The organism is Rhizobium sp. 32-5/1 (genome assembly GCF_029537235.1).
Lineage (GTDB): Bacteria > Pseudomonadota > Alphaproteobacteria > Rhizobiales > Rhizobiaceae > Pararhizobium.
Map to the genome: position 1 here is coordinate 911555 of NZ_CP120639.1, position 14898 is coordinate 926452.

At 56.4% G+C, this 14898-nt stretch carries 5 protein-coding genes and 6 pseudogenes; 9 read left to right on the forward strand and 2 right to left on the reverse strand.

Annotation, left to right across the window (positions count from 1 at the left end):
* Positions 1–130 precede the first annotated feature (130 nt).
* The 5 genes and pseudogenes from P6U16_RS26080 (at position 131) to P6U16_RS26100 (ending at position 4103) form a co-directional block, all read left to right on the forward strand.
* Positions 131–1299, forward strand: a pseudogene (locus P6U16_RS26080) (zinc-dependent alcohol dehydrogenase).
* A 5-nt stretch (positions 1300–1304) separates the two neighbouring features.
* Positions 1305–2003 (forward strand): hypothetical protein, encoded by a 699-nt coding sequence (locus P6U16_RS26085; RefSeq protein ID WP_277704289.1) that lies wholly within the window; start codon positions 1305–1307, stop codon positions 2001–2003.
* Positions 2004–2677: 674 nt separating this feature from the next.
* Positions 2678–3352, forward strand: a pseudogene (locus tag P6U16_RS26090) (IS6 family transposase); the annotation flags it as partial.
* 65 nt (positions 3353–3417) lie between these two features.
* Positions 3418–3516 (forward strand): annotated as a pseudogene (locus tag P6U16_RS26095) (cold-shock protein); the annotation flags it as partial.
* Positions 3517–3740: 224 nt separating this feature from the next.
* Positions 3741–4103, forward strand: a complete 363-nt coding sequence (locus P6U16_RS26100; protein ID WP_277704290.1) for a response regulator — start codon at positions 3741–3743, stop codon at positions 4101–4103.
* A 350-nt stretch (positions 4104–4453) separates the two neighbouring features.
* Here P6U16_RS26100 and P6U16_RS26105 read toward each other — a convergent pair whose 3' ends face one another.
* Together P6U16_RS26105 and P6U16_RS28595 are read right to left on the reverse strand one after the other, a co-directional pair.
* Complete coding sequence (locus tag P6U16_RS26105; protein ID WP_349017717.1) at positions 4454–5317, reverse strand: IS3 family transposase; 864 nt, start codon at positions 5315–5317, stop codon at positions 4454–4456.
* 32 nt (positions 5318–5349) lie between these two features.
* Entirely contained in the window at positions 5350–5616 is a 267-nt protein-coding gene (locus P6U16_RS28595) for a transposase (protein ID WP_349017718.1), read from the reverse strand.
* A 96-nt stretch (positions 5617–5712) separates the two neighbouring features.
* On the opposite strand from P6U16_RS28595, the pseudogene P6U16_RS26110 reads away from it, so the two are divergent.
* The 4 genes and pseudogenes from P6U16_RS26110 to P6U16_RS26125 all read left to right on the forward strand — a co-directional run.
* A pseudogene (locus P6U16_RS26110) lies at positions 5713–5823 on the forward strand (transposase); the annotation flags it as partial.
* Positions 5824–6152: 329 nt separating this feature from the next.
* Positions 6153–12328, forward strand: a pseudogene (locus P6U16_RS26115) (HAMP domain-containing protein).
* 10 nt (positions 12329–12338) lie between these two features.
* A pseudogene (locus P6U16_RS26120) lies at positions 12339–14014 on the forward strand (response regulator).
* Positions 14015–14441: 427 nt separating this feature from the next.
* A complete protein-coding gene (locus P6U16_RS26125) occupies positions 14442–14669 on the forward strand; it encodes a hypothetical protein (protein WP_277704291.1) in 228 nt (75 codons plus the stop codon).
* Positions 14670–14898: the final 229 nt, after the last annotated feature.

Sequence of the window (14898 nt, forward strand, 5' to 3'; positions counted from 1 at the left end):
ATAGAACGCGATGCAGCGACATTTTAACGTTCGAGGGAACCCCGATCTCGAACAGACATCAATCGGCATCCGAACGGGGAACATCTGCTGGCTCATTCAGTTATGCGACATCACCAACGGAGGTTTCGATATGCGCGCACTTTGCTGGCACGGAAAAGGTGACGTTCGCGTCGATACTGTTCCCGATCCCAAAATCCAACATCCCCGAGATGCCATCATCAAGATAACTTGTTGCGCTATCTGCGGTTCTGACCTGCATCTTCTGGACGGCTATCAGCCAACGATGGAAAGTGGCGACATCCTTGGCCATGAAAACATGGGCGAAGTCATCGAGCTGGGTTCGGACGTCACCAACCTGAAAATCGGCGACCGCGTTGTTGTGCCGTTTACAATAAGCTGCGGCGATTGCTGGTTTTGCAAACAGGGAATGTATTCCTGCTGTGATACGACGAACCCCAATGCCGAGATCGCACGAAAGGCTATGGGCCACTCCCCAGCCGGGCTGTTCGGTTTCAGCCATATGCTCGGTGGATACAGTGGCGGTCAGGCAGAATACCTCCGCGTCCCTATGGCCGATATCGGGCCGATCAAAGTGCCTGACAGTGTCTCTGATGAGCAGGCGCTTTTCCTATCCGATATTTTTCCGACAGGTTACATGGCGGCTGAAAATGCGCAGATTCAACCCGGAGACACGGTGGCCATCTGGGGATGTGGCCCGGTCGGTCAATTCGCAATTCGCTCCGCGCTCATGATGGGCGCAGGGCGCGTGATCGCAATAGATGAGGTGGCTGAACGTCTCGCGATGGCGGAAGCGGGGGAGCCGAAACGATTAACTTCTCCGAGACCGACGTCTATGACGAACTCATGTCACGCACCGCCAACCGAGGCCCTGATAGTTGCATCGACGCCGTCGGATGCGAGGCTTCGGGCCACGGCTCCGCTGACGCTTTACTCGATAAGGCCAAGGCAGCGCTGTATCTCGCCACCGATCGAGTCCATGTGCTGCGGGAAGCGATTATGAGCTGCCGTAAAGGCGGCACGATATCTATTCCGGGCGTTTATGTCGGAATGGGCGATAAAATTCCGATCGGAGCTGCAATGAACAAGGGGCTGACCCTGAAAATGGGACAAACCCATGTGCAGAAATATACAAAGCCTCTCCTCGAGAAAATCGAGGCGGGAGAGATTGATCCCAGCTTTGTGGTAACGCATCCCGCTTCGCTTGAGGAAGCACCTGAAATGTACAAGAAATTCCGGGATAAGGAGGATGGGGTGATCAAGGTCGTGCTCAGGCCATAGCCGCCATGCTGAACACGCTGGCAAGTGAGAACGCACGTGGAGTTGACATGCAAGATATCAGAGATTGGTTGAAATCCAGAATCCCAGAACTGGTAAGCTTTCAAAAGGACGCGTCGGAAAAATCCGACTTCCAACTGGAAGCGAAGGCGCTGTGGTTGAAAGCCGAGGCCGCCGGCTATTCCGTAGCTGAGTTAAAACAAGCTTGCGAGGGCGATATTGAGAAGTATCTGCTCGACCTCCAGAAGGGCTATAGAGGACGCTCCGCGGCTGACCGAGCAGGCGATCAATCTGGGATGGGCGGTTCATTCTCCAGCCGCCCGAGCATCTCGTCGAGAAGGGAACACATCCCACAAGAGGAAGTTTTCTTTCTGGATCGAGAAGGCAGAGGACCAGTTTCGCCGACACCTACATCTCCCGAAGAGAAGGCGCGGCTTCAGCGCGAAGTTCTTCAAAAGGAACTCGATCTGTTGCGTGCACGGCTGGCTATCATCCGTTCGCAAGTGGGGGTCGTCACAAAATCTGGCACCGTCTGGGTTCACGCAAGCGCACGGTCGCAGTTGGGCGCATACCCCTGGGCGAAATTCGGAGCGCTGGTCGCGGGTTCGTATTTTTTAACGAGAGGGCTTCGAAACCTGCCTTTTAGTTCGATCACCGCGGCTGCCATTCCATTGGCCACAATGCTGGTAAAGCGGACAGTTCGCTGACGGAAGCTGCGATGTAAATCATGTCTGGTCACGTTAAGCCACTCGCTCTAGCGTCTGTAAAGACTGTCAATCACCGCCCTGCGCGTTCCGACTTTGGCCTCGCCTTGTGCGCGACCGAGCTTCCAGGCCATCCTGGCTAACTTGCTCGGCGGCGGCGTCGGTAGGCAATTGACTGGAGACAAGATTGTTGATGATAAGGCTGAGAGGCGAGAGAATCGATTCGAGTATGCCTTGAAGAGTGCACCTTGTGCGCATAAAAACACCGTTTCACTTGGCCCGCCGGGATAGCGCGGCTTCTGTGAGACGGGGTACGGCGCGACGTATCGCGGCATTCCGGGAGGTCTTCGCCCCCTTGTTTCGCTCAACTAACTATCCGTAAATAGTTTCAGCTTGTTTTGGTTCCGGAACAAATGAATAAAAATCCTGAACTTCTGACCAAAAAGCTAGCACCAGCCCGGCCACGCCTAGAACACGTCTTTCAAGGCACATTGGATGCTGGCTCGTCGAAATGGGCTGCGGACGCTTCGCTGGCAAAAGGGCAGGGACGGTTTCGCAATCGAGCCAATCGTAAGGGTTCTGTCGCAAACTTTTTGGGTCGTTTGCAACCCGGTTGATCATGCCATAGATCAGTGTTGAAGATGTGCAGGTAGCTTCAGTTTCCCGATCATGGTCGATTTCAAAGCAGTCACCATCCGAAAGACGTGATTTTATACGCGGTGTTTTTCTACGTCAGATATGCGGTCTCCTATCGCGATCTGGAAGAGATCATGGCCGAGCGTGGTGTTGCCGTTGACCACGCGACGCTGAACAGATGGGTGGTAAAATATTCGCCGCTGATTGCCTGTGAAGCTCATCGTCGGAAATCCGCAACCAGCAGTTCCTGGCGTACGGACGAGACTTATATTCAGGTCAAAGGCAAGTGGTGCTATTTCTACCGTGCCGTCGATAAATTCGGCAAAACCCTTGATTTCATGCTGTCTGAACACCGAGATGAAGCCGCCGCCAGTAATTTCTTCGCCCACGCGATCAAGAACAGTGGTTGGCCCGAAAAGGTTGTCATCGACAAGAGTGGCGCCAATCTTGCAGGATTGCAAAACATGAACTGGCTGCTGCTACGGCAGGGGTGGTTCTGGCTGATCGAAATCCTGCAGGTCAAATACCTCAACAACATAATTGAGCAAGATCATCGTTTCATCAAGAAGCTGACCCGGCCCATGAAAGGCTTCAAATCTTTCAAGTGTGCGTCGGCAACATTGGATGGCATCGAAGTAGCGCATATGATCCGCAAGCGGCAATTTCCAAGCAATGGCCAATCCGCATTTCAGCAATTCGCAGCGCTCGCAGCCTGACTGCGTCCAGCGATAGCTGTTTCTGCAACCCTCCAAAAGTTTGCGACAGAACCGACGTGGATCGCTCGGGTGTCGAATACGCCGGAATGCGCGAAATTGTTAAGGGGCAGAAGAGCGGCTACGAACTCGAGCGCGACAACAACTCGAACAAGATGTCGGTCTGATCTCCAAGCAGCTTAAATCGGTCTATGCTTTAGTAGTTGAAACTACTGGAACCGACGGTTCGATTCCGTTCAAGGCGAGGCAACACGCACTACATCAATGACTGCTTCTGAGCTCCGGACTGGCGCGCAAACTGTTGTTGAACTATGGTCCCCCGCGTGCGAAAAAGTCCAGACGGAAACCTTGGCCGAGACGCAAAATCCAGCGGCAAAGGAGGAGGCGGTCAATGCACGTCCTTGTTGTAGATGACGACGATCTTGTCCTTAGAAATACAGCACTGATGCTAGAGGATCTGGGACATTTCGTCGTTAAAGCCACGGCTGGAGAAGAGGCGTTGGATCTTTTAAGCAGCCATCCAGAGATCGATCTTGTACTGACGGATTATGCAATGCCGCTGATGACGGGATCAGAGCTTGCTGACATCGCATGGGAACGATATCCAGCGCTGCCGATAATTTTGGCGACAGGATATGCAAAACTTCCATTTGGAGCCAATCCTGCACTTCCGGTACTCTCGAAGCCGTTCTCGCAGACGCAACTTATGGAAATGATCGACAGCAGATTAGCACTTCCAGGGCCTGACAAATAGAAAAATTCAGGTGACAATATCTGTCGTTATGTCATCGATAATTTATCATCGACAGGGATCTCATTGACCGGGGATGTTGGAAGCGGCCACCAGATGGCATCCACGTGGCACGGTCACGGTGGCCTGCCGTGTGACAGCGGGAGCCGCCTTTGCCCCGGTCTCATCGCGCGGCACATATCTCGAACTCTGGTTCTCGACGATCAGCATCTCCTTCGGTCGTGGTTTCAAAAAGACGAAGCAAGTGAAATACGTCAAGAGCGTGAAGGACCATTTGAATCGGCTTCATCCTGACCGCCAATAGGGCTGTGTGACCTGAGCCCTGAACTTCCTCCAGAATTTGGTAGAGTCCGTCACAACGTTGCTCTGGGACCAAACTTTGGACCGCCGGAAGCTGGAGTTTTCCAGCTCTGATCACGATGGCTGGCTGGTTGGGCCACCGGGATTATGCAGGGCGATCGGGACGTTATATCCGATCGCCGAGTGAGGACGTTCCTCATTGTAGTATCGACGCCAAGTCTCCAACTTTTCGCGGAATCCGCAAGGGTCAGGAACCAATTGGCGTTCAGGCATTCCGACCTGAGCTTGCTGTTGAAGGCCTCGATGAAGCCGTTGTCAGTCGGTTTGCCAGGTCGTGAGAAGTCCAGGGTGACATTGTTGGCATAGGCCCAGAGGTCGAGATCACGGGAGATGAACTCGCTGCCATTGTCCACCCTGATCGTCCTGGGATAGCCAGTCGTCCGGCAGATGCCTTCCAGTGTCTGGACGACATCCTCGCCTCTGTAGGTGAAGCGTGCGTCGGCTGCAGGGCAGTAGCGCGAGTGCGTGTCGACCACGGTCAGGATGCACAGTTTCTTGCCGGTTGCGAGCTGGTCGTGAACGAAGTCCATCGCCCAGACGTCGTTCGGCCCGACGGCCTCCTGGCGATCGTCTCTAAGCTTTGCCTTTACCCGACGCTTGGGATGCTTGTTGCGCAGTTGAAGCCCTAACTCGCTGTAAATCCTACGTGTCTTCTTCATGTTGATCTTCCATCCATCGCGACACAGGTGGACATGGACGCGCCGGTAGCCATACCGCACGCGTGTCTCGCAAATCTCCCTGATGCGCCTTTCGAGTGGGGCCTGTTCGGTGCGCCGGGACTTGTAGTGGTAGGTCGACGTGTCGAACCTCAGGACCCTGCAGGCCCGTCGGATCGATATGCCCCAATCCACCAGCATCCCGTCGATCAGCTTGCGCTTCCGGACAGGCCTCAGAGCTTTCGGCGGATGACGTCCTGCAGCATTTCCCGGTCCAGTGTCAGATCGGCGACGATCTTCTTCAGTCTGGAATTCTCATCCTCCAAAGCGTTCAAGCGGCGCATCTCGTCAGGCAACAAACCCGCATACTTCTTGCGCCAATTGAAACGAGTCGCCTGGCTGATCCCTGCCTTCCGACATATCTCAGCCACCGGCACGCCGTCGTCGCCCTGCTTCAAAATGAACGCCTTCTGGGCGTCCGAGAACTTCGATGCCTTCATGCTTCCGCTCCTTTTCCCAGCCGGGAAAATACCGCGGAAAACTCCAGTTATGAACGGTCTAGTTTTTGGGGATCAGAGCAACGAGGAGACGGACGAATGAAGCGTTCACGGTTCACGGAAGAACAGATCATCGGGATATTGAAGGAGCAGGAGGCGGGCGCGAAGACAGTCGATGTCTGCCGCAAGCACGGCACCTCCTTTGCAAGCGAAATTTCAATCCGCTGGGTTTGTTCCTGTTTGCACATGTAATAGGGGAAAGCCAATTTTGGAAGTCGCGTAGTGATCGAACCAGCCTCGTAGCAGGCCGCCAAAAAAGCGTCTTTTGACACGGCGACAAGGATCATCAGCGCTTGTATTTCAGTAGAATTTTTCTGATCTGGTATTACATTCATGGCACTTGGTTGGAGGAGATGTGTATGGGCAAACAGGGCGGCAGCGTGCAGCAAGATAAGGAAACCTCGGGCGGGCCTCGGGAGCCTGATGTTTCCGCAGTGGCAACTGATGATTCTAGCGCATTGCTGGAAGCGCTTCTCGCCATGCGGCGCGGCGACTTTTCGGTAAGAATGAGATCAGATCTGACCGGCGTCACTGGCAAGATAGCCGATTGTTTGAATGACATCATTTCTGCCAACCAAAAAATGGCCATGCAACTTGAGCATGTTGGCCAAGTGGTTGGCCGCGACGGCCGGACAAGCACACGCGTAAGATTCGGGCTCTCGGATGGATCCTGGTCCGATATGGAAGGCTCCATCAATACACTCATTGATGACCTTGTTTGGCCGACAGCAGCCGTCACGCGCACCATCACGGCGGTAGCAAAAGGCGACCTTTTGCAGACCGTACCGCTGGACGTTGATGGGCGTCCACTGAAAGGTGAATTCCTGCGTTCGGCCGAGATCGTTAACACCATGATTAAGCAGTTGAGTGTCTTCACCTCTGAGGTCACGCGCGTCGCTCGCGAAGTCGGCACTGATGGAAAGCTTGGCGGTCAGGCACAGGTACCCGAGGTCACGGGCGTCTGGAAAGATCTGACCGAGAGTGTCAACTCAATGGCATCAAACCTGACCGCCCAGGTTCGTAACATCGCAGATGTGACGATTGCGGTCGCCAATGGAGACCTTTCGAAGAAGATCACAGTCGATGTGCGCGGCGAGATCCTGCAGCTGAAGGAAGCCATCAACACGATGGTGGACCAGCTCCGCTCCTTCGCATCGGAAGTGACGCGCGTCGCCCGCGAGGTCGGTACGGAAGGAAAACTTGGCGGCCAGGCGCTGGTGCCGGGCGTCGCCGGCACCTGGAAGGATTTGACCGACTCCGTCAACGCAATGTGCGGCAACCTGACGGCGCAGGTGCGCAACATTGCACAGGTGACCACGGCGGTGGCCCGCGGCGACCTTTCGCGTAAGATCACCGTAGATGTTTCGGGCGAAATCCTGGAGTTGAAGGAAACCATCAACACGATGGTTGATCAGTTGAACGGCTTTGCCGGGGAGGTGACGCGTGTCGCCCGTGAAGTCGGAACCGAGGGCCGATTGGGAGGCCAAGCGCAGGTACCCGGTGTGGCCGGCACTTGGAAGGACCTGACCGACAACGTCAATTCGATGGCATCGAATCTGACTGCGCAGGTCCGTAACATCGCTGAAGTCTCGACTGCGATCGCTAATGGTGACTTGTCGAAGAAGATCACCGTAACCGTTTCGGGCGAAATTTTGGAGTTGAAGGAAACCATCAACACGATGGTGGACCAGCTCAATGCTTTTGCATCGGAGGTAACGCGCGTTGCCCGTGAGGTCGGAACCGAAGGGCGCCTGGGGGGCAAGCCAATGTGCGCGGCGTGGCCGGCACGTGGAAGGATCTGACCGAGAACGTCAACTCGATGGCCGGCAACTTGACGGCCCAAGTTCGCAATATCGCAGAAGTGTCGACTGCGATCGCCAATGGTGATCTATCGAAGAAGATCACCGTTGACGTGAAGGGCGAAATCCTGGAGCTGAAGGAGACAATCAATACGACAGTTGATCAGTTGAACGCTTTTGCATCGGAAGTGACGCGTGTGGCGCGCGAGGTCGGCACCGAAGGCAAGCTCGGCGGCCAGGCGCAGCTCAAGGGCGTCGCTGGAACGTGGAAGGATCTGACGGATTCGGTGAACTCTATGGCGTCGAACCTGACGGGCCAGGTTCGCAACATCGCGGAGGTGGCGACCGCGGTTGCACAGGGCGATCTGTCGAAAAAGATTACGGTGACGGTCTCCGGCGAAATTCTGGAGCTGAAGGAAACCATCAACACGATGGTTGACCAGCTGAACGGCTTTGCAGGAGAAGTCACGCGCGTCGCCCGTGAAGTTGGCACCGAAGGCCGCCTTGGTGGCCAGGCCAACGTCCTGGGCGTCGCTGGCACCTGGAAGGACCTAACCGACTCGGTGAACTCGATGGCCGGCAACCTGACGGCCCAGGTTCGCAACATCGCGGAAGTTTCGACCGCGATCGCTAATGGTGACCTCAGCCGCAAGATCACCGTGGATGTGAAAGGCGAAATTCTTCAATTGAAAGAAACGCTGAACACGATGGTCGATCAGCTTAACCGCTTTGCGTCCGAAGTGACGCGCGTGGCGCGCGAGGTTGGGACAGAAGGCAAGCTGGGTGGGCAGGCGCAGGTGCCGGGCGTGGCAGGAACATGGAAGGACCTGACCGAAAACGTCAACTCCATGGCCTCCAACCTGACGGGGCAGGTGCGCAATATCGCCGAGGTGACCACGGCGGTGGCGCGGGGTGACCTCAGCCGCAAGATCACCGTCGACGTGAAGGGTGAGATTCTCGAACTGAAAAACACCATCAACACCATGGTGGACCAGCTCAACGCCTTTGCCGGCGAGGTCACGCGTGTTGCGCGTGAAGTCGGCACCGAGGGCAAGCTCGGCGGCCAGGCGCAGGTGCCGGGCGTGGCAGGAACATGGAAAGACCTGACGGACTCCGTCAATTCGATGGCCGGCAACCTGACGGCCCAGGTCCGCAACATCGCCGAGGTGGCGACTGCCATCGCCAATGGTGATTTGAGCCGCAAGATCACCGTCGACGTGCGCGGCGAAATCCTGCTTCTCAAGGACACCCTCAACACCATGGTCGATCAGTTGCGCTCCTTCGCGGGTGAAGTAACGCGCGTAGCGCGCGAGGTCGGCACCGACGGACGACTTGGCGGGCAGGCGGTCGTGCCGGGCGTCGCCGGAACGTGGAAGGACCTGACCGACAACGTCAATCTGCTCGCCGCCAACCTGACCACGCAGGTCCGCAACATCGCTGAAGTGACGACAGCTGTGGCGCGGGGCGACCTCAGCCGCAAGATTACCGTCGACGTGAAGGGCGAAATTCTTGAGCTCAAGAACACCATCAACACCATGGTCGACCAGCTGAACGCCTTTGCCGGCGAGGTGACGCGTGTCGCCCGTGAAGTTGGCACCGAAGGCAAGCTTGGCGGCCAGGCGCAAGTGCCGGGCGTCGCCGGCACGTGGAAGGACCTGACGGACACGGTCAACGTCATGGCTGCCAACCTGACGGAGCAGGTGCGCGGCATCGTCAAGGTGGTGACCGCCGTTGCCAATGGCGACCTCGAACAGAACCTCACGGTTGCCTCGAAGGGCGAGGTCGCAGCACTCGCCGAAACCATCAACAACATGACCAATACGCTTGCCACATTCGCCGACCAGGTGACGACGGTGGCCCGCGAGGTCGGCGTCGAAGGGCGCCTGGGCGGACAGGCGAACGTGCCGGGCACGGCGGGAACATGGAAGGACCTGACCGGCAACGTCAATCTGCTGGCCGCTAACCTCACCACACAGGTCCGCGCAATCGCCGAGGTGGCCACCGCCGTCACCAAGGGGGACTTGACGCGGTCGATTCAGGTCGAGGCCCGCGGCGAAGTCGCGGAACTGAAAGACAATATCAACACGATGATCGGCAATCTGCGCCTGACGACGGACCAGAATACCGAGCAGGACTGGCTGAAGACCAACCTAGCGCGCTTTACCAACATGCTCCAGGGCCAGCGCGACCTGACCGTCGTCGGGCGAATGTTGCTGTCGGAACTGGCACCACTGGTCGGTGCGCATCAGGGTGTAATTTATCAGGTCGAGGCCGAGGAGCGTCAGCCGGCGCTGACACTGCTGTCGGCCTATGCCCGCGGGATGGACGCGTCGCATCCATCCCGGTTGGAATTCGGCCAAGGACTTGTCGGACAGTGCGCCATCGATGCCCGCCGTATTCTAATTACCAACCTTCCCGACAACGTCGTGCCGATCAACTCCGCCGTATTCTCCGCCCAGCCGAAGAGTGCCATCGTCCTGCCCGTCCACTTCGAGGGGCAGGTGAAGGCGGTGATCGAGCTTTCGTCGGCGGGACAGTTCACCGAGCTTCAGCTATCTTTCCTGGACCAGCTGACAACGTCCATCGGCATTGTGCTCAACTCGATCGAGGCGACGATGCAAACTGAAGGCCTGCTGAAACAATCGCAGCAACTGGCGACCGAACTGCAGATGCAGCAGAAGGAATTGCAGCAGACCAACGAGCAGCTTGAACAAAAAGCGCAGCAGCTCGAGGAACGCAACGTCGAGGTAGAGGCCAAGAACCAAGAAATCGAGCAGGCTCGCCATGCGCTCGAAGAGAAGGCAACGGAGCTGGCGCTGACGTCGAAATACAAATCTGAATTCCTCGCCAACATGTCACACGAGCTGCGCACGCCACTCAACTCGATACTGATCCTTGGCCAGCAGCTGGGCGAAAATCCCGACGGCAATCTTTCCGGCAAGCAGGTGGAATTCGCAAAGACGATCCACGGCGCCGGCACCGATCTCCTCAACCTCATCAGCGATATTCTAGACCTGTCGAAAATCGAGTCCGGAACTGTCTCCGTCGATGCGGAAGAAATCTTCATCAACAACCTGCTTGAGGTAATGTCGCGACCGTTCCGCCACGAGGCCGAAAACCGCAACCTGTCCTTCTCGGTAGAGGTCGGCCCTGACGTCACGCGCAGCATCATCACCGATTCCAAACGGTTGCAGCAAATCCTCAAGAACCTGTTGTCCAACGCCTTCAAGTTTACGGCGCAGGGTGGTGTCACACTGAAGGTCGATACGGTCGCGCAAGGCTGGTCCTCAGACCATCCGCTTCTCAAACATGCCCCGTCGGTTATTGCCTTTGAGGTTACCGACTCGGGTATTGGCATACCCCGGAAAAACAGCGTCTCATATTTGAGGCCTTTCAGCAGGCCGATGCGTCGACCAGCCGGCAGTATGGAGGGACTGGGCTTGGCCTGGCGATCAGTAGAGAGCTTGCCAACCTTCTTGGGGCGAAATTCAGCTCCGCAGCACCCCGGGTGTCGGCAGCACCTTCGTTCTCTATCTGCCATTGACCTACGTTGGCGTTGCGTCCGGGCTTCCCAAATCCCTCGGCCCGAGCAACGTGGTGCAACTCGCAGAGGCGGCGGCAGCACGCCGCGCAGACAAACCGCCGGAGCTGGTGGACGATGACCGTCACAGCATCACTGAATCGGACACGGTCCTGCTGATCGTCGAAGACGACGCCCATTATGCCCGTGTACTTGTCGATCTGGCCCATGACAGCGGCTTTAAGGTACTGGTCGCTATGCGTGGTAGCGAAGCGCTAAACCTTGCCCGCGAGTACAAGCCTGCTGCCATCTCTCTCGACATTTTCCTGCCCGATATGCTGGGCTGGACCGTTCTAAGCCAACTGAAGCAGAGCGCGGAAACGCGCCATATACCGGTTCAGATCATCAGCCTCGACGAAGACCGGCAGCATGGTCTGACGCGTGGGGCTTTCGCCTTTATGAGCAAGCCGACAACGACCGAAAGCCTCGGCAGGGCGTTTTCGCGGCTAAAGACGTATACCGAACCGCGTCGCAAACGCCTCCTTCTGGTCGAGGACAGCGAGGCGGAAAGGCTGAGTGTCGCAGCGCTACTCGGCCATGACGATATAGATATCACAAGTGTTGGCTCCGGGGCTGCGGCACTAGAGGCCCTAAAGCAAGATCCGGCCGACTGCGTCGTTCTTGATCTTTCTTTGCCGGATATGTCCGGCTTTGAGGTGCTGAAAAAATGCACGATGACGACGAAATCTCCGAAGTGCCGGTGGTGGTATTTACGGGCCGCGAGCTGTCGCCGGAGGAGGACGCGCAACTGCATACAATGGCGCGCAGCGTTGTCGTTAAGGGTGTGGAATCGCCGGAGCGGCTGTTGGACGAAACTGCACTGTTCCTCCATCGGGTTGTAACAGACATGCCGGCGGCCAAGCAGGCAATGCTTGAAGATTTACACAGTTCGGATGAGGATCTGGTCGGGGAGACCGTGCTACTGGTCGACGATGACGCTCGCAACATCTTTGCGCTCAGTAGCGTGCTCGAACGGCGCGGAATGAGGGTGCTGACGGCGACAACGGGAAGCGAAGCCATCGAATTGATCGAGAGAGAACCGGCCCTCGCCATCGTGCTGATGGACATCATGATGCCCGGAATGGACGGATATGAGACAATGCAGGTGGTCCGTTCCAATCCAAAATTTCGACGCCTGCCAATTCTGGCCTTGACGGCAAAAGCGATGAAGGGGGACCGTGAGAAGTGTCTAGAAGCTGGAGCGTCGGACTATTTGGCCAAACCGGTCAACACGGAACAGCTGCTGTCCGCGTTACGCATGTGGCTGCACCGCTGAGGACACGGCCATGATCCCCGTCAACATTCTTCTGGTCGATGACCAGCCTGCAAAACTGCTCAGTTACGAGGTGGTCCTTCAAGACCTGGGGAAACCCTCATTAAGGCTCAGTCCGGCAGAGAGGCGCTGGAGCAATTGTTGCGCAACGAGATCGCCGTGATTCTCGTAGATGTCTGCATGCCAGAGCAGGACGGGTTTGAACTCGTCAGCATGATCCGTGAACATCCAAGATATCAGAATACCGCGATCATCTTCGTCTCGGCCGTAATGATGGCGGAGCCGGACCGGCTGCGGGGCTACGCCGCGGGCGCCGTAGATTACGTGTCAGTGCCGATCGTGCCGGACGTGCTTCGTGCTAAAGTCCGTGTTTTCATCGATCTGTATCGCAAAACCCGGGAACTTGAACTCCTCAATGCGGAGCTAGAGAACCGCGTCCGCCAGCGCACGTCGGAACTGGAGATATCGGCTGGCCAGTTACGCCAGCTCAATGAGGACCTCGAACAGCGAATTGAACAGCGCACCCGCGAGCGCGAAGAAGCGCTTGCGCAATTGTTCGAGGCGCAGAAACTGGACACGATCGGCCACCTGACCGGAGGCGTAGCGCACGACTTCAATAACCTGCTAATGGCCGTTCTTGGTAGCTTGAACCTTTTGAAGAAGCGTCTTCCGGCCGACGACAAGAGCGAGCGGCTCGTCTCCAACGCCATACAGGCGGCCGAGCGTGGAGCCGCCCTAACTCAACGGCTGCTGTCGTTTGCACGCCGACAAGAGCTCAAGCCACAGGCGGTCAAGTTCCCTGACCTTTTTGACAACATTCAGGACCTTCTCAGCAAGGCTCTGGGGCCAGGTATCGACATAAGAAAAGACATTTCGCCAAGTCTTCCACCATTGTTGATCGACAGCAATCAGCTTGAACTGGCTTTGCTTAATCTATTCGTGAATGCTCGTGATGCCATGGGCGACGGCGGAACGATTTCGGTCGCAGCGGAGGAAACCGAACTGGCGCGACCTGGCAACCTTCCAATCGGCCGATATGTGCGTATCTCAGTTTCGGATACTGGCGAAGGTATGGATGAAGCCACGGCATCCCGCGCCGCCGAGCCCTTCTTTACCACCAAGGGGATAGGGAAGGGCACCGGCTTGGGCCTTTCCATGGTTCACGGTCTGGCGGCGCAATCGGGAGGTATTCTTGATTTGGCAAGTACCAAGGGAAAGGGGACCACTGTTTCTCTTTGGCTGCCGATAGCTAAAAATACCCCTCTGACGGTCCCGTCATACGAAAGCACGGAACCCACCGGTACTGCAATGTCTTCCGATGGTCTGCGCGTACTTGTAGTCGACGACGATTTGCTTGTCAGTATGGGAACTTCCGCAATGCTCGAAGACCTCGGACATACGGCTATCGAAGCGACCTCGGCGGCCGTTGCACTTGAAATTCTTAGTTCATCAGAAGAATTTGACCTCGTCATAACCGACCATGCCATGCCAGGGATGACAGGTGCTGAATTGGCTCGACTGATCTTCTCGACGTATCCATCCTTACCGGTGATCCTCGCATCTGGGTATGCTGAGCTCCCTGACGACCATGGCCTTGCGAAGCTGTTGCGGATGACGAAACCGTTCACCCAGGAACAACTTCAAACGACTCTGGTTCGCGCGTTAGCTGAACGCGCAACCGCAACATGAGGTAAGCCCGCATGGCCGGCCGTCAACACGAATATAGGCAACTGTGGCTCAACAGCCAAATGGCGAAGCGTTGGTGCACCTGTCGATGAAAGAATGGACACTATTCCAGCCGTTCGTCCGTGGTGCGGAGAGTTGGGGCGCGGAGAGCCGCGCCCCAAGGAACTACTTGATCGGCGGGGAAGCCTTGCCAAGCTTCACCGACGGCTCGCGGCCCCAGACGCGCAGCTTGCCGAGTTCTGAAACGGAGGCTGACAAGCCTTTTCTCCCGGCAAGGCTAGAACACCTTCGTCGAGATCATTGACAGAATATGGACCGACCGGGCCAAAAATAGCGCTTGAGATCGAGGAATCGGATTGATCTGTTCCATGGGTGACACCGTAAATGTGCCGTTAAGTCGAGTATGGCACTTTTAGCATTGGGGCATTCCATGCGTTACGAACCGGAAATGACTATTATTTTCGATGTCCTGTCCAAAATCGTCTTTGTGTCGTTCAGAGGCCGCGATACCATGCTTGGACCGTTCCAGTCTCAACAAGAGGGAATAAAGGCTGGAGAAAGCCACTGCCGAAGCCTAGGCTGGATCGATTCCGACTTGCGGACTCCGGCGGATGAGGAAACCGCTGGTGCCTTGCTGACCGAAATCCGAAAGCGGTGAAGCTACGAATACACGGTGCACAATGGCCGCAAGTTCCGTAAATAGACGTTATCCCACGAAGTATGTCTTTTCAGACACTTAAGCTATCTGACTAACCTGTCGCCGGTTCGGCTCCTTTCAAGGCGCCCACTATAAGCGCTCAATCCACTACCGCCTTCAGGCGGCGGTGGCTGTCAGCTACTTAAATCACCGCCTGACCCAACGTCGCGGGATCGATCTAAAAACATCA